This window comes from Arsenicicoccus cauae (genome assembly GCF_009707125.1).
Taxonomy (GTDB): domain Bacteria; phylum Actinomycetota; class Actinomycetes; order Actinomycetales; family Dermatophilaceae; genus Arsenicicoccus; species Arsenicicoccus cauae.
Map to the genome: position 1 here is coordinate 1 of NZ_WLVL01000019.1, position 16,270 is coordinate 16,270.

A 16,270-nucleotide genomic window follows, 5' to 3' on the forward strand; every position below is an offset into this window, starting at 1 on the left:
CCGGCTCGCCTCGGCGGCCAGCTGCTGAGCGCGGGCGCGGGCCGCCCGCGCCTTGCGGCGGCTCGCAGCGACCGTGGCGGCATGGTCGGTGGCGCCGCTCCCGCTGCCGGCGGCGGCGCGATCTGCGGCGGCCTCCTGGGCGGCAGCCTCCCGGGCCGCCCGGTCGGCGGCGGCCTGCGTCGTGTCGCGGGTCTGCTCGGCGGTGCTGCGGGCGGCATCGGCCTGCAGGGCGTCGGCCCGCTCCTTGGCCGCGGCCGCCGCAGCGGCCTCGGCGGCCCGCACGTCGGCAGACAGGCTCTCGGAGTCGCGCTGCGCCGCCTCGGCCAGGGCGGCAGCCTCGCGGGCGGCGGCGGCGCGCTGCTCAGCCTCGACCCGCAGGCCCTCCTGGCGGCGGCGCTCCAGGTCGATCGAGGTCTGGTTGAGCCGTGCCAGGGTCGCGAGCGCCTCGTCCTGGGCGGCCTGGGTCGCCTGCGCCGCGGCGACGGCGGCCTGCTCGGCGGCGCCCGCTCGGGTGCGGGCGGCGAGCGCCGCGGTCTCGTCGGCCTTGCGCTGCTCCTGGGCGCGCTGGGCGGCGCGGCGCAGCTCGGTCGCGCGGGTGAGGTCGCCGGTGGCCTGACGCACGACGCCGGTCTGCAGCTCCCCGAGCGTGGCGAGCCCCGAGGCGCGGTCCAGGACGGCCTGCGGACCGCCCGGGGTGACGAGAGCCTCCAGCCCGTGCAGGTCGCTGCGGGACTCGTAGGTCTCGGCCGCGACCCGCCCCAGGTTGACCTTGGCGGCGGCCAGGGCCCGCTCGGCGGCGCGCGCCCGGGAGTCGGCGTCGGCGTAGGCCTTGGTGGAGGCGTCCAGGCGCACCTTGGCACCGTTGTACTGTTCTGCGGCGAGCGCGGCCTCGCGCCGGGCCTGCTCGAGACGGTCGGCCGCGGCGGCATACTGCGCCTGCGCGGTCGCGACCTGGGCCTCCTGGTCGGCGACGGCCCGGTTGGCCGCGTCGACGTCCTGCGCGGAGGGCAGCGTCTGCGCGCTGCTCGTCGGTGACGGGTCCGGCTCGGCGGACGCCGGGGCGACGAGACCGAGGGTCAGCAGGGCGACCGTCACGCTGACGGACGCGGCGCGCACGCCGACCCTTGGGCCGCGACGGACACGTGGCGTGGACTGCACTGAGGTCCCCTCTGGAGCTGTGATCGACCGGGCGACGCCCCTTGGGGACGCGATGGCAAGGGTCGGCACCGCCTGAGGCGTCGCCCCCTTCTGGGTCCAGGGTACGGAGCCAGCGGCCCGGTGGCACCGGGTCCCCGACATCCAGGTGGCCTCACGCTGTGTGACAAGGGACGTCCCGATGAACACCTGGAGTCCGCGCCGCGTCACAGAGCCGTGTTTCCGCAGGTCACAGCCGTGTAACGGGACGACCTGCCGCAGCATAACGAAATGGTAACGGACTGCTCCGAACGGGTAGCACCGCGCCCCACCTCGTCCGATTGTTCCGGGGGGTCGGACACGCACAGTGACCACGCATCAGCGCGTCCGGCCGTCGGTCCGGATCAGCTCTTGACGACCCGCGGCCGGCGCTGTCGGGCCCGCGCCCGATCAGACCGCCTCAGCCGCCTCAGCCCGCCGACGGGGCCACGTCGCGGAGCCCCGCGGTCGCCGCCGCGATCCGTCGCTCGGTGAGACCCGGCTCGTGCCGTCCCTCAGCGAGCAGTCGCCGGTCGTGCAGCGAGCTGAGCAGGCTCTCGCACACCTCCCACGCGTCGCGGCGGGCGAGGAGCGACTCGACGGTCTCGGTGGCGGCGAGGTCGGGCGGCGCCGCCTTGAGGTAGGCCCGGACCAGGTGCTCCACGGCCGGGCGGTCCAGCCGCACCTGCACACCCTCGCTCGCGAGCCGGCCCCCCAGGTAGCCGAGGTCGCGCGCCGGGTCGTCGATCTCGGCCCACTCCCAGTCGACCAGCCGCGGCTCGCCGTCCTCGACGAGCACGTTGGCCGCCACGAGGTCGCCGTGGACCAGCGCGAACCGGCGGACGGGCTCGAACCACGGCTCGCGCTCGACGAGGTAGGCGCGCACGCCAGGCAGCAGCGCCAGCACCTCGGGGTCGGACACCACCTCGGGCTGGTGCTCGATCCACCACCCCAGCCCGGCCTCGAAGGCGCCGACGATGCTGACGGCGCTGCGCTGCGGGTCCCCCACCGGCCCGCAGCGGGTGTAGGCCCGGTCGTGGAGGCGGGCGATGACCCGGGCGAGCCGGGTGAGCAGCTCCTCGTCCCAGTCGCCGGGGTCGGTGAGGACCTCGCCGGGCACCAGGCCGACGACCATGGCCGGCATGCCGAGCCGGTCGCCGCTCTCGTCCAGCGCCACCGGCTGGGGGCCGACGCCCTCGGGGAGGAGCTGCAGCACCGTGAACTCCTCACGCATGGCGCGCGGCAGCTCGTCGGTGGGTCGGCGCACGACCCGCACCACGACGTCCGTGCCGCGGGTGGCGACGTGCCAGGCGGCATACGACTCGCCCCGCCCGAGCAGGCTCACCCACTCGGGCGGGTGCGGCAGGCCGCACCAGGCCCACTCGCGGTCGAGGGCGGCGCGCAGGGTGTCGTCGTCGATCATCGACCCAGGCTAGGGGGCGGCAGCGCGAACAGGCTGCGCCGAGGGGGCGCAGGTGTCGCGCCCGACGGCGTGTCGTCGACGTCTGCGACCCCTCGGTGCAGGATCAGGCCGCGCGGCCGTCGATCAGCGGGACGTCGAGCCGGTCGCGCAGCTCGTCGAGGGTGATGCCGTGGGTCTCGCGCACGACGACACCGCGCTCCTCGAGCAGGAAGACGACCTGGCTGGTGTAGACCCGGCGCACGCACCCGAGCCCCGTCACGGGATAGGTCAGCTCGGGGACGACCTTGGCCGAGCCGTCCTTGGCGAACAACGACATCATCACCCAGGTCTGCTTGGCCCCGATCGCCAGGTCCATCGCGCCGCCGACGGCGGGGATGGCGTCCGCGGCGCCGGTGTGCCAGTTGGCCAGGTCTCCCCCGGCCGAGACCTGGAAGGCACCCATGACGCACACGTCCAGGTGACCGCCACGCATCATCGCGAAGCTGTCCGCGTGGTGGAAGTAGGACGCTCCCGGCAGCTCGGTGACGGGGATCTTGCCCGCGTTGATCAGGTCGACGTCGATGTCCTCGCCGTGCGCCTGGGGTCCCATGCCGAGCATGCCGTTCTCGGTGTGCAGGGTGATCTGCTGCTCGTCGCGCAGGTAGTCGCTGATCAGCGTCGGTTGCCCGATCCCGAGGTTGACGAAGGAACCCGGCTCGATGTCGTGCGCCACCAGCGCCGCCAGCTCCTGCTTGCTCAGCTCGCCGCCCGTGCTGGGGCTCGTGCGGGTGCTCGTGCTGCTGCTCGTCGGCTCGGTCATCGCAGGCCCTCCTTGTCGCTGCTGGTGGTGCGCACCTCGACGACCGTGTCGACGAAGATGCCGGGGGTCACGACGACCTCCGGGTCGATCTGACCGGCGGGCACGACCTCCTCGACCTGCACCACGCTGCGGGCCACCGCGGTGCACATGGCCGGGCCGAAGTTGCGTGCCGTCTTGCGGTAGACGAGGTTGCCCATCGCGTCGCTGCGCAGCGCCTTGACCAGGGCGACGTCACCGGTGATCGGCGCCTCCAGCACGTAGCCGCGGCCGTCGATCACCCGCGTCTCCTTGCCCTCGGCCAGCAAGGTGCCGTATGCCGTGGGCGTGAAGAAGCCACCGATGCCGGCACCGCCCGCGCGGATCCGCTCCGCGAGCGTGCCCTGCGGCACGACCTCGAGCTCGACCCGGCCCGCCCGGTAGGCCTCGTCGAAGTGCCACGAGTCGCTCTGCCGGGGGAAGGAGCAGATCATCTTGGCGACCTGGCCGTTCTTGATGAGGGCGGCCAGCCCCTCGTCGCCGTTGCCGGCGTTGTTGTTGACGACCGTGAGCCCCGAGACGCCGCTGCGGATCAGCGCCTCGATCAGCTCCACCGGTTGCCCTGCGATGCCGAAGCCTCCGATCAGGACGGTGTCCCCGTCCTCGACGATGCTGACCGCCTCGTCGACGTCCGCGGCCACGTGCAGCCCGCTCATCGTGCTCCCTCCCTCGTGCCGGTGGTGGCGGTGGTGCCGGCGCTGGCGACGTTCTCGACGACGACGGCGAGCCCCTGGCCGACGCCGATGCAGATCCCGGCCAGGCCGTAGCGCCCACCGGTCGCGGCCAGGCGGCGAGCCACCGTGCCGAGCACGCGCAACCCCGATGCGCCGAGGGGGTGGCCGATGGCGATCGCCCCGCCCCAGCGGTTGACGACGCCCACGTCGAGGCCGTCGCGCTCCCATGCGTCCAGGCAGGCCAGGGACTGGGCGGCGAAGGCCTCGTTGAGCTCGACCGCGTCGATGTCGCTCCAGGTCAGGCCCGCGCGACGCAGCGCCTGCTCGGCCGCCGCGACGGGCGCGTAGCCGAAGTACTGCGGCTCGTTCGCGGCCTCGCCGCGGGAGACGATCTGCGCCAGGGGATCGCGCCCCAGCAGCTCGGCCGCCCGTTCAGAGCCCACGAACGCAGCGGACGCCCCGTCGTTGAGGGGCGAGGCGTTGCCCGCGGTGACCGTGCCGCCCTCCGTGCGAAAGACGGTCTTGAGCCCGGCCAGGGTCTCGGGGGTCGAGCCCGGGCGGATGCCCTCGTCCCGCTCGAGGTCCGTCCCGGGCACGGTGACCACGTGGTCGGCATACCGGCCCTCGTCCCAGGCCGCAGCGGCCAGCCGGTGCGACTCGGCGGCGAAGGCGTCCTGCCGCTCGCGCGAGACCCCGTGGAGCTCGGCGAGCTGCTCGGTCGCCTCCCCGAGGCTGACGGTCCACCGGCCAGGCATGCGGGGGTTGACCAGGCGCCACCCGAGAGCGGTGCTCTCGGCGGTGAGGTTGTGGGCGGGGTAGGGCTTGCTGGTCTTGGGCAGCACCCATGGGGCGCGGCTCATCGACTCCACGCCGCCGACGAGGACCAGGTCGGCGTCGCCCGCCATCACCTGCCGCGAGGCGACCATGGCGGCGTCGAGCGACGACCCGCAGAGCCGGTTGACCGTGCTGCCGGGGATCGAGACGGGCAGGCCGGCGAGCAGCGTGGCCATGCGGGCGACGTTGCGGTTCTCCTCGCCGGCGCCGTTGGCGTTGCCGAAGGTCACGGCGTCGATGCGCTCGGGGTCGAGCCCGGGCGAGCGGTCGACCAGGGCGCGCACGACGTGGGCCGCGAGGTCGTCGGGCCGGGTGCCGGCCAGGGCCCCGCCGAACCGCCCGAAGGGCGTCCGGACGGCGTCGTAGAGATAGGTGTCGGTGGTCATGATCGTTCTCCTTCGAACGTCGTCGGTGTCAGCGGCAGAAGGCGAGAAGGGCCTCGGCGGTGCCGGTCGGGTCCTCCACCGGGGCCTGGTGCCCGACCCCGGGCAGGATCACGGCGCGGCCGTCGGCCACCCCGGAAGCGACCTGCTCCGCGGCCGCGGGCGGAACGACCTGGTCGGCGGCCCCGTTGAGCACCAGCACCGGGTCGGTCACCTCGCCCAGCCGGTCGCTCAGGTCGTATGCCGCGAGCGCCTCGCAGCACGCCGCATAGCCCTCGTCGTCGACCTCGTGCGCGAGGTCGTGCAGCAGGCCCCCCGCGACCTGCGGCTCACGATCGGCGAAGCCGGGCGCGAACCACCGCGCCGCCGAGCCCTCGACGAGCGCCGGTGTCCCCTGGGCGCGGACCGTGACGGCTCGCTGCGTCCACGCCTCGGGGGTGCCGAGCACCGCGGCGGAGCACACCAGGGCGACGGCGGCGAACGCGCCCGGGTGGTCGGCGGCGGCCTGCAGGCCGGTCGCCCCGCCGAGGCTCACGCCCGCGTAGTACGCCGGGAGGCCGGGGGTGCCGCGACGGGCGGCCAGCTCGACCACGGCGCTCGCGAGGTCGGCGACCCTGAACGACCCGGCAGAGCCGTCGTGGTGCGTCCGGCCGTGACCGGGCAGGTCCCACCCGAGGACGTGGTAGCGGTCACCCAGCAAGGGGAGGACGGGGGCCCACAGCCGCTCGACGGCCACGCCGAGGGAGGAGCCGAGGACGAGCAGGGGCTTGGGCTGCCCGGCGGCACCGGACGAGGACAGCGGGACGACGGCGACGGGCACGCTCACGGCGGGGCTCCTGGTGGTCGGGGTGGCACCAGCCTACGCCGTGTTCGCAGAATGCACATGCGTTCGCTATGCGAACCGGGTCAGGCGCTGATGCAGCTCCTATCGCGTCCGGCGGCCTTGGCGGCATACAGGGAGGCGTCGGCGCGCCCGATGACGTCCTCGGCGGTGTCCCCGGCCCGCAGGCTCGTGATCCCCGCCGAGAAGGTCTGGCCGCGCGGCGTCGCGCGGCGCATCCGCTGCAGGACCGCGCGGGTCTCGGCCACGGTGCCCTCGGGCATGATGACGACGAACTCCTCACCGCCGTAGCGGAAGAGCATGTCCCCCGGGCCGATCACCGACGCCCAGGACAGGCCGGCGGCCCGGAGCAGGCGGTCGCCCTGGAGGTGCCCGTGGGTGTCGTTGAAGCTCTTGAAGTGGTCCAGGTCGAGCAGGGCCACGGTCAGGCCGGCCAGACGCCCCTGCTCCACCTGCCCGATGCTGTCGTGCAGCAGCCGCATCCCCGCCCGCCGGTTGGGGAGCTGGGTGAGCTCGTCGGTGCGCGCGGTCTGCTCGAGCTCGTTGGCCTGCTTCTCGAGGCGGCGCACGAGGATCAGGACGCGTACGCAGACGAGGACGACCATCACCGCGGTGCCCACGAGCGACAGCACGACCGACGAGGGCGTCGCCGGGGCGCGGCCGACCATGGTCTGCACCGCGATGGTCATCATCGGCGCCACCACGGCCCCCACCATCATCAGCACCCCGGAGCGCGACACCCGCGAGCTGGGCTCGCGCACCGGGCGGCCGGACAGGACGGCGGCGGCGGCGAGGAGCACGGACTGCACCATCCACAGCGCCGGGGGCCAGTACCACGTGTCCGTGAGGCCCACCACGAAGTAGCCGAACCAGATGTCGGCGACGACGTCGACCATGGCCGACAGCGCCAGCGCGCGCGTGCACCACTCGTGCGCGGACCGGGCGCTCAGCACCGCCACGGCGCCGGCGATCGCGAGCACGTCGCACAGCGGGTAGGAGCTCACCAGCAGGGATCGCAGGTCGCTGCCCCCCGGGGCGAGCAGGATCTGCTGGCCGATGAGCAGCCACCACACGACCGAGAGGCTCACGGCGCACAGCACCACGTCGAGGACGACCGCCGCTCCGGCGACGATTCCCTCCCGGCGCGCCATGCCCACGAGGGCGGCGAACAGGCACAGGTAGGACAGGATCCCGACGAGCGAGGTGGAGGACCAGCTGTCCAGGCTGACGGACCGGACGGCCTGGACGGCGACCACGACGTCGCCCACCAGCCACAGCAGCATCGCCGCGAGCAGCAGTCGCCGCTCGCCCCGGAGTGCCGGTCGGGTGCGCGCGACCCCGTAGGCGAACACGGCCGTGGACAGCACCCGCGAACCGACGTAGGCGGCCCCCTGGGCCTCCGGGGTCCCGACGACCCAGTAGATCCCCTGCGCGACGACGAGCACGAGGGCCAGCAGGCCCAGGACGAGCGCGTCCTGCCGTCGCCGGCGCGGGCTCCCGGCGCGCTCGTAGGAGCTGGGGCCGACCTCGACGCGGGCCCTCACGCGATCACCATCGTGCGGGCGCGGCCCGCCTCCTTGGCGGCGTAGAGCGAGACGTCGGCGCGCGCGAGGAGCGTCTCGGACGAGTCGCCGTCGGACCAGGCGGCCAGCCCCGCGGAGAAGGTCTGGTCGTCCGGGGTCGCCGCGCGCATCCGCGCGAGGATCTTTTCGGCGTCGGCGACGGACCGGTTGGGCAGGATCACCACGAACTCCTCGCCGCCGTAGCGATAGATCGACCCGTCGTCGTCCAGCGCCTGGATCCAGGCGTGGGCGGACGCCCGCAGGATGCGGTCACCCTGCAGGTGGCCATGGGCGTCGTTGAAGCTCTTGAAGTTGTCCAGGTCGAGCATCCCCACGGTGAGGCGGGTGCCCACCCCGGTCATGGCGGCGGCGATCGCCTCGTCCATCAGGCGCAGTCCGGCCCGCCGGTTGGCCAGGCCCGTCAGCTCGTCGGTGCGGGCGGTCCGTGCCAGCTGGTCGGACTGTTTCTCGATCCTGCGCACGAGCACCAGCACCCGGGTGGCGGCGATGAGCAGCAGCAGCAGGGTCCCCGCGAGGGTCGCGAGCACGGCCGAGGCATGCGTGTGCCGCCCGAGCGCGGACAGGACGGCCAGCACGGTGGCGGGGCCGACGAGGGCCGACACGACGAGCAGCACCCCAGCGACCGAGACCCGTGAGGCCAGCTCCCGGCCTGGTCGCCGACCGAGGACCGACGCCGTCGCGAGCAGGGTGCTCTGCACCATCCACAGCGCGTACACCCAGCGGTTGCTGGGCATCTCGCCGCTGACGTGGAGGCCGAAGCCGACGTCCGAGACGGCCCCCACCAGCATCCCCAGCACGAGCAGCCGATAGGAGATGGCATGGGCCGAGCGGGAGCTGAGCAGCACCGCGGCCGCCGCCACGATCAGGCTGTCCCCGAGCGGATAGGTGGCGGCGAGCAGGGTCGTCGAGCGGGCCTGGTCGGGGTGCGAGAAGAGCTCTTGGCCGACGAGCAGCCACCAGCAGATCGCCAGGCTCACCACGCACGCCATCGAGTCCAGCCACAGCGCCGACCCCCGCACGAAGCCGTCCTTGCAAGCGAGGCGCACCACGCCGGCGCACACGAGCACGAAACCAGCCATGTCGAAGACCCCGGCGGGCGTCCAGTCGCCATACTCACCGAGGACGGCGATGCGCACGGCCACGGCCACCTCGGCCAGGGCCCAGACGACCATGCCGGCCAGCATCAGCCCCCAGTCCCGCCGGAATCCCGGACGGGCACGGGCGACGCCCCAGGCGAAGGTCACCACCGCGGCGACCCGCATGACGATGAAGGCCACGCTCGCGACCCTTTCGTCGGAGGTCCAGTAGACGAGCTGCAGCAGCACGAACAGAGATCCGAGGACGACGAGGACCCGGTCGTCCTGTCGGAACGACCGGGACCAGGGGTCGCCGTCAGTGGGGGGCCCTGGCGGGTTGCCGGCCATGGGCTCGCGCATGCCGCTCATCCTAGGTAGCCCACCGTGATCGCGCAGGCACGCTGAGATGATTCACAGCAAAGAAGCGGTCACTGCGGTGAGGTGCGGCACAACAGAGAGGCCCCCGACCGGAGTCGGGGGCCTGTTCTGAGCCGCTTGTCGGAATCGAACCGACGACCTATTCATTACGAGTGAATCGCTCTGGCCGACTGAGCTAAAGCGGCAGGAACGTCAGCGGGCCGACGCTCGGCGCCCCACTATACAGGCCGGGCAGGCGCCGACCGAATCCGTCGAGCCAGCTCAGCACTTCGCGCCGTCGGCCGGCACCTTGCCCTTGACGAGGTAGTCGTCGACGAGACGGTCGAGGCAGTTGTTGCCCTGCTGGTATGCCGTGTGGCCGTCGCCGTCCCGCGTCACCAGCACGCCCTTGTCGAGCTCCTTGGCGAGCGCCACGGAGTTCTCGTACGGCGTGGCGGGGTCGCGCGTCGTCCCGAGGACGAGGATGGGACCGGATCCCTTGGCGCTGATGGGGGCGGCCTTGCCGGTGGCCGGCACCGGCCAGACGCCGCACACCGCATCGCCCCACGCCATGAAGCGGCCCCAGGTCGGCGCGACGGCAACGAAATCCTTCTCGTCCGCGGCGTACCGTGCCGCGTCCCCCGGCACGGGACGGTCCAGGCAGTTGACGGCGTTGATGGCCTGCAGCATGTTGCCGTTGTAGCTGCCGTCCGCCTGACGGTCGGCGTACTGCGTCGCGAGGCGCATGAGCCCGGAGCCGTCACCGCCCTTGGCCGCGCGCAGCGCACCGTCGAGCTCCGGCCACAGCTGGTCGGAGTACATCGGCAGCGCCAGACCCATCGAGGCCCACCCCTCGGTCAGGGTGCCGGTGCCGACGCCGGGCGCGGGCAGCGGCTTGGCGTCGATCTGCTTGAGCAGGTCGGCAAGACCCTTCATCACCTCGTCCACCGAGCCGCCGACCGGACAGCTGCCGGTGTCGACGCAGTGCTGCGCGTAGGCCCGGGTGGCGCGCTCGAACCCGGTGGCCTGCCCCAGGGCGGACTGCTTGCCGTCCTGGGCGGGGTCGATGACGCCGTCGAGCACCATCTGGCCCACGCGCTGGGGGAAGAGCCCGGCATACGTGGCGCCGAGGAAGGTCCCGTAGGACGCCCCGAAGTAGTTGAGCCGCTGGTCGCCGAGGGTGGCCCGCAGCACGTCCATGTCCTTGGCCGCCTCGACGGTGGACACGTGGGCGAGCAGATCGCCCGTGCGCTGCTTGCAGGCCTCGCCGAAGGCCTTGTTGGCGGCCATGAGCTGCTGCTGCTCGGCGGGGGTGTCCGGGGTCGGGTCGCCGCCGAGCAGGTCGTCCATCTGCCGGGGGTCCAGGCAGGTGACCGGCTGGGACTTCGCGACGCCGCGCGGGTCGAAGCCCACCACGTCGAAGTGACGCTGCACGTTGCCGGCCAGCGTGGGGGCGAACCAGTCGACCATCTCGACCCCGGAGGCGCCCGGCCCGCCGGGGTTGAGGACGAGGGAGCCGGCGCGCGACCTCGAGGACGACTTCTGCCGCTTGAGGGCGAGCCTGATCGTGGCGCCGTCGGGCTTGTCATAGTCGACGGGCACGGTCAGCCAGCTGCACTCGAACCGACCGCAGCGCTCCCAGGAGAGCTGCTGGCCGTAGTACTTGGCGAGGTCGGGGGCGTGCGTCGCGGTGGCGGAGGGCGAGGTGCTCGCGCCGGTGCCGGACGCGCCCGAGCTCGAGCCGGCGGTGGCGCTCGTGCTGGTGCTGGTCGTCGTGCCAGCGGTCCCCGGGAGGGAGCAGGCCCCGAGCAGCAGGGCGGCCGCCGCCAGGGACGTGGCGGAGCGGGCGGTGCGCGCCCGGCGCAGCGTGGTCATGCGGGGCCTTTCGGTGACGAGGACGTATGCCGGAAGGGGGCCGCCGTCATCGAGGCCCCCACTCTGTCCCCCACGGTAACCGTCAGGCCTGGGAGCCACAGCACTCGTCACCGGGGCAGTCTCAAGGACAGACACATCGCCTCGAGGGCGAGCAGCGGCGCGACGTTGCGGTCGATCCGCTCCCGGGCCGTGCCGATCGCGTCGATCGCGTGCAGGAGCCCCTCCGGGGTGAAGGCCTGCGCCACCTGCGAGACCAGAGGGCCCAGCTCGGTGTTGACGAGGGGCACGGGCGTGCCCAGCCGCAGCACCAGCGCGTCGCGGTAGACGCTCATGAGGTCCACGAGCGACCGGTCGACCACGTCGCGGGCGAAGCGGGTGGCCCGCTGCTTCTGCTCCCGCTCGAGGGCGGCGACGGCCGAGCGCACGTGGGGGGGCTGGGTGCGGGAGGCAGCGTCGGCACCGAGCCGCTCCAGCAGCTGGCGGCGCTCCGCGGCGTCGCGGTCGGCGCTCGAGGCTCCCGACTCCTCGTCCGCGATCGACGCGAGGTCGGCGGCCGCGTCGATCGCGTCACCCACCCGGCGGATGCGTCCGGCGATGGACACCGTGGTGTGCCGCCGCTCGCGGGCGCCCTCGTCGGTGGCGAGCCGCTTGGCGATCCCGACGTGGCTCTGGGCGGCGCGCGCGGCATACGCGGCCATCGCCGGGTCGATCCCGTCGCGCCGCACGAGCAGGTCAGCCACGGCCTCGACCGGCGGGGTCCGCAGGCGCACGTGGCGCGAGCGGGAGCGGACCGTGATGATCACGTCGTCGAGCGAGGGCGCGCACAGCAGCCACACGGTGCGCGACACCGGCTCCTCGATGACCTTGAGCAGGGCGTTGGCGGCCTGCTCGGTGAGGCGGTCGGCGTCCTCGATCACGATGACGCGGTAGCGACCGACGGACGGTCGGGTCGAGCCCAGCCGCACCAGCTCACGGGCGTGGTCGACGCCGATGGACAGCCCCGAGGTCGCAACGAGCGAGACGTCCGCGTGGGTGCCGTCCATCGACGTGCGGCACTCCAGGCAGGTCCCGCAGCCGCCCTCGGGGCACTGCAGCGCGGCGGCGAAGCTGCGGGCCGCCACCGAGCGACCCGACCCCGGCGGTCCCGTCAGCAGCCAGGCGTGGGTCATGGCGTCGGGGTCGGCCACGGCCTGGCGGAGCACCCGCACGGCCTCGGGCTGGCCCACGGTCTGGCCCCAGACGCCGGCCGCCGTCACGCGATCACCCCGGCCAGACGGCCCCGGACCAGGGCGTGGACCTCGGCGGGCGGCAGCCCGGCGTCCACCACGAGGTAACGGTGCGGCTCGGCACCCGCGAGCGCCAAGAAGCCGGACCGCACCCGGTCGTGGAAGTCGTCGGGCTCGGCCTCGAGCCGGTCGTGCACCTCGCCCCGGCGCTCACGTCCCGTGCCCGGCGCCACGTCGAGCAGCACCGTGAGGTCGGGGAGCAGGCCCTCCACGGCCCACAGCGAGAGCTGCCGGACCTCCTCCCCCGCCAGGTCGCGCCCGGCGCCCTGGTAGGCCACCGACGAGTCGAGGTAGCGGTCGGTCACGACCACCTCGCCGCGCGCCAGGGCCGGCCGGACCACCGAGTGCACGTGATGGGCCCGGTCGGCGGCGAAGAGCAGCGCCTCGGCCCGCGGCGACACGTGGTCGCCGTGCAGCAGCAGCCGGCGGATCTCGGCACCCAGCTCGGAGCCGCCCGGCTCCCGGGTCAGCAGGACCGTCCGCCCCTGGGCCTGCAGCCACTCCCGCAGCAGCCGGGCCTGCGTCGACTTGCCGGCGCCGTCCCCGCCCTCGAGGGCCACGAACACCCCGCGCCCACCCTGTCCCGTCGTCACGTGCTCGAGCCTAGAGCAGGGCGCCGACAGAGGGTCTGCCCGGCGCCCGGCTCGGTGACGCTGCGTGCCCGAGCGGCACCTCGCGGACACGGTCCGCCCCCTCCGGCGTCGCTTCCCGGTCACGGGGCAACAACGGTCGTCTCCCGGCCATACCCTGGACCCGTGACGCAGGGGGACCAGGGGCAGACGAGGGGCGGGCGCGCAGAGGCCGACACGCTGGCTGCGGTCGCCCGCCTCGCCGAGGCCCTGCCCGTCGACGCCCGGCGCGAGCAGCTCGTGCAGGCGCTCCGACATCACCTGCCCCGCGTCATCGGCGCTGAGCGGATCGAGCTGGGGCTTGTCACCGGGTCCGACGGCCACGTCGAGTGCCACGTCTTCGCCGGCACCCTGCCGGGCGAGCCCACCGTCCACCAGCACCCCGTGACCACCGGCTGCTTCGTCCGCGTCCTGCGGTCGCGGACCCAGCTGATCCCCGACCTGCGGGAGGCGGACGACCCCGAGCTGCAGCCACTCGTCGAGGCGAGGCTGCGCCAGCGTCTGGTCCTCGCCGTGCACGCCGGCACGGCCACGATCGGCGTGCTGGCGGTGACCAGCGCTTCCGCCATACGACCCGAGACGATCCAGGCAGCCACACTGGTGGCGGCCGTCCTCTCCGCCCGGGGCACCCAGCTCTCGGGCCTGCCGGCCCCGGACTCCCTGCTCACGCTCGAGGCGCAGCTGGCCGACCTGCGATCGACCAACCAGACCCTCCAGCGCACCGACGCCCTGACCCGGCTGCCCAACCGCGCGGCCGCCTTCGAGGCGATCGGCCGGGCCCGCGCGGGCGAGCCGGCGGACGGTGCCTTCGCCTACATCGACGTCGACCATCTCAAGATGACCAACGACCGGCTCGGCCACGGGTCCGGCGACGAGGTGCTCCGCGGGGTGGCCGACCGTCTGCTCCGGCTGAGCGGGCCGACGCCGGTCGCCGTCTTCCGCGTCGGCGGGGACGAGTTCGGGGCGCTGAGCCGCGGCTCGGTCCAGGAGCTGCGCGTCGCCCTGGAGGAGCTGTCGGCGGACCTCGCCCGCGACCCGCTCCGCGTCGGCGGGCGCGAGGTCCCCGTCGCCTTCTCCGCCGGGGTCTACGCCATCGCCGGTCACGACCAGGGCATCGAGGAGATCGTGTCCCGGGCCGAGTCGGCCGCCCACGAGGCCAAGCGCAGCGGCCGCGGCCGGGTCCTGGTGCACGTGCCCGGCGCCCCCGGTCGGGCGGACACGCACAGCGAGCGGCTGCAGATGGACGAGGTGCGTGCCGCGGTGCTCGCCGGTCGCCTGTCGATGGTGGCCCAGCCCATCCGCAGCGTCGTGCCGGGCGTCGAGGCCCCGATGGACGCGGAGGTCCTGGTCCGGCTGTCCGACGAGGCCGGGCGCACCCTGCTGCCCGACGACTTCGTGGCCCTCGCGGAGCAGTATGACGTCGTCAACGCCCTCGACCGCGCCGTCCTCTCCCGCGTCGTCGGCACCCTCGCCGACGGCGCTGCGGAGCGCCGCGTCTCGTGCAACGTCAGCCCCCACAGCATGCTCGACCCGACCTTCGTCGACTGGGCCGACAACCTGATCCGAGCCAACGGCCAGGGGCACCGACTGGTCCTCGAGCTGACCGAGCGACTCCCGATCGGGACGGTCGACGAGGTGCGCTCGGGCATGGCCCACCTCGGTGACGCGGGTGTCCGCTTCGCCCTCGACGACTTCGGTGCCGGCACGACGAGCTACGGCAACTTGCGCGTCCTGCCCATCGACGTCCTCAAGATCGACGGCGTCCTCGTGCGCGGCTGCGTCAGCAGCAGCGTCGACCACGCGATGCTGCGCTCCGCCGTGGAGGTGGCCGACGCCCTCGGCATACGGTCCGTCGCCGAGGGGGTCGAGACCGCGGAGCAGCTGGCCGCCGTCGTCGAGCTGGGAGCCCGCGCCGTCCAGGGCTACTACTTCGGCCAGCCCATCCCCTGGCCCGAGGGCTGACGGCGCGCCGCCCGACGGGCGAGCCGGCCAGGTAGCCCGGCGATTGGCCCCGCTCCCGGCCGCGGATGTGGTTTTCTAGTGGGCAAAACCCCCATCTCCGCACCGTTTCCCAGGAGCCTCCCCATGGCCACGCGTCATTCCCCCGGCTCGGACGAGTCCCGCACGACCGACGAGGACCGCCCGGTGGGTGCCCGCACCCACGACGACCCCGACGGGCAGGGCAAGCCCGACGACATGGACGACCTGCCCGGCGCCAACTGGAAGTACGCGTTCAAGCGCACGACCAAGGAGTTCACCCGGGACCAGTGCACCGACCTGGCGGCAGCCCTGACCTACTACGCCGTGCTGTCGTTGTTCCCCGCCATCCTCGCCCTCATCTCCCTGCTCGGCCTGTTCGGTCAGGACCCCGGCACGGTCGACAGGATGCTGGACAGCGTCCGTCAGCTCTCGCCGCAGGCCGTCGACACCGTCGGTCCGATCATCAAGGAGATCTCGGGCTCTCAGGCCTCGGGCGTCGCCCTGGTCGTCGGTCTGCTGACCGCGCTGTGGAGCGCGTCCGGCTACATCGGCGCGTTCGGGCGCGCCATGAACCGCATCTACGACGTGCAGGAGGGCCGCCCCTTCCTCAAGCTGCGACCCCTGCAGCTGCTCATCACGCTGATCACGCTCACCCTGGTCGCCCTCGCCGGGATCATGCTCGTCGTCAGCGGCGGCATCGCCGAGTGGGTCGGCGCACTCATCGGCCTCGGCGACACCGCGCTCACCGTGTGGAACATCGCCAAGTGGCCCGTCATCGGCCTGATCGTCATCCTCGTCATCGCACTGCTCTACTACGCGACCCCCAACGTCAAGCAGCCCAAGTTCACGTGGCTCAGTCCCGGGGCGGCGCTCGCCTTCGTCACCTGGATCCTGGCGTCCCTCGCGTTCGGGTTCTACGTCTCCAACTTCGGGTCCTACAACAAGACCTATGGCTCCATCGCCGGTGTCATCGTCTTCCTCCTGTGGCTGTGGATCACCAACCTCGCGCTGCTGTTCGGCGCCGAGTTCGACTCCGAGGTCGAGCGCTCGCGCCAGCTGGCCGCTGGCCTGCCCGCCGAGGACCAGGTGCTGCTGCCGCCCCGCGACGACAAGGGCATCAAGAAGCAGGAGAAGACCGTCGACGAGCTCAAGGTCGAGGCGTCCGACCTGCGCCGCGAGGCCCGGCGCGGCGACTGACCCGCGCTCCCGGCCGCGCTCCTGGTGCCGCCCGGCCCTCGCCCTCGCCAGATCGCGAGGCCTGCTCGCGCCGCCAGACGACACGAACTGAGCCCAGCTCAACTCGGGCCGTCCAGAGCCCCGC

General features: G+C 73.5%; 12 protein-coding genes, 1 tRNA gene and 1 pseudogene. 2 read left to right on the top strand and 12 right to left on the bottom strand.

Translation table 11 applies throughout. The features are described from left to right. The 12 genes and pseudogenes from GGG17_RS04980 to tmk all read right to left on the bottom strand — a co-directional run. Positions 1–1,116, bottom strand: a pseudogene (locus GGG17_RS04980) (hypothetical protein); the annotation flags it as partial. 487 nt (positions 1,117–1,603) lie between these two features. Next, positions 1,604–2,596 carry a phosphotransferase family protein gene (locus tag GGG17_RS04985; protein WP_154592680.1) on the bottom strand — a complete coding sequence of 331 codons (993 nt, stop codon included), beginning with the start codon at positions 2,594–2,596 and terminating at the stop codon, positions 1,604–1,606. Between the two features lie 103 nt (positions 2,597–2,699). Beyond that, on the bottom strand, positions 2,700–3,395 hold the full coding sequence (locus tag GGG17_RS04990) for a 3-oxoacid CoA-transferase subunit B (RefSeq protein ID WP_154592681.1): 696 nt from the start codon (positions 3,393–3,395) through the stop codon (positions 2,700–2,702). Next, complete coding sequence (locus GGG17_RS04995; protein WP_154592682.1) at positions 3,392–4,087, bottom strand: 3-oxoacid CoA-transferase subunit A; 696 nt, start codon at positions 4,085–4,087, stop codon at positions 3,392–3,394. The genes GGG17_RS04990 and GGG17_RS04995 overlap by 4 nt, the downstream gene beginning before the upstream one ends. Further along, a complete protein-coding gene (locus GGG17_RS05000) occupies positions 4,084–5,325 on the bottom strand; it encodes a thiolase family protein (RefSeq protein ID WP_154592683.1) in 1,242 nt (413 codons plus the stop codon). The genes GGG17_RS04995 and GGG17_RS05000 overlap by 4 nt, the downstream gene beginning before the upstream one ends. A 28-nt stretch (positions 5,326–5,353) precedes the next feature. After that, positions 5,354–6,148 (bottom strand): alpha/beta fold hydrolase, encoded by a 795-nt coding sequence (locus GGG17_RS05005; RefSeq protein WP_311966429.1) that lies wholly within the window; start codon positions 6,146–6,148, stop codon positions 5,354–5,356. 80 nt (positions 6,149–6,228) lie between these two features. After that, entirely contained in the window at positions 6,229–7,707 is a 1,479-nt protein-coding gene (locus tag GGG17_RS17080; RefSeq protein WP_154592684.1) for a GGDEF domain-containing protein, read from the bottom strand. Then, positions 7,704–9,182: a GGDEF domain-containing protein gene (locus GGG17_RS05015; protein ID WP_195849117.1), complete on the bottom strand. Its 1,479-nt coding sequence runs from the start codon at positions 9,180–9,182 to the stop codon at positions 7,704–7,706. Before GGG17_RS05015 ends, GGG17_RS17080 begins: the two co-directional genes overlap by 4 nt. A gap of 129 nt (positions 9,183–9,311) precedes the next feature. After that, positions 9,312–9,385, bottom strand: a tRNA-Thr gene (locus GGG17_RS05020). 76 nt (positions 9,386–9,461) lie between these two features. After that, positions 9,462–11,054 carry an alpha/beta hydrolase gene (locus tag GGG17_RS05025; protein ID WP_154592686.1) on the bottom strand — a complete coding sequence of 531 codons (1,593 nt, stop codon included), beginning with the start codon at positions 11,052–11,054 and terminating at the stop codon, positions 9,462–9,464. 107 nt (positions 11,055–11,161) lie between these two features. Beyond that, complete coding sequence (locus GGG17_RS05030) at positions 11,162–12,310, bottom strand: DNA polymerase III subunit delta' (protein WP_311966430.1); 1,149 nt, start codon at positions 12,308–12,310, stop codon at positions 11,162–11,164. Then, positions 12,307–12,933 (bottom strand): dTMP kinase, encoded by a 627-nt coding sequence (gene tmk / locus GGG17_RS15945; protein ID WP_288798498.1) that lies wholly within the window; start codon positions 12,931–12,933, stop codon positions 12,307–12,309. Before tmk ends, GGG17_RS05030 begins: the two co-directional genes overlap by 4 nt. Before the next feature lie 162 nt (positions 12,934–13,095). Between tmk and GGG17_RS05035 the strand changes: the two genes are divergently transcribed. Together GGG17_RS05035 and GGG17_RS05040 are read left to right on the top strand one after the other, a co-directional pair. Continuing rightward, positions 13,096–14,931 carry an EAL domain-containing protein gene (locus GGG17_RS05035; RefSeq protein ID WP_311966431.1) on the top strand — a complete coding sequence of 612 codons (1,836 nt, stop codon included), beginning with the start codon at positions 13,096–13,098 and terminating at the stop codon, positions 14,929–14,931. 123 nt (positions 14,932–15,054) lie between these two features. Next, the gene (locus tag GGG17_RS05040; RefSeq protein ID WP_154592688.1) at positions 15,055–16,146 is read left to right on the top strand and encodes a YihY/virulence factor BrkB family protein; all 1,092 of its coding nucleotides are present in this window, start codon (positions 15,055–15,057) and stop codon (positions 16,144–16,146) included. Positions 16,147–16,270 lie beyond the last annotated feature (124 nt).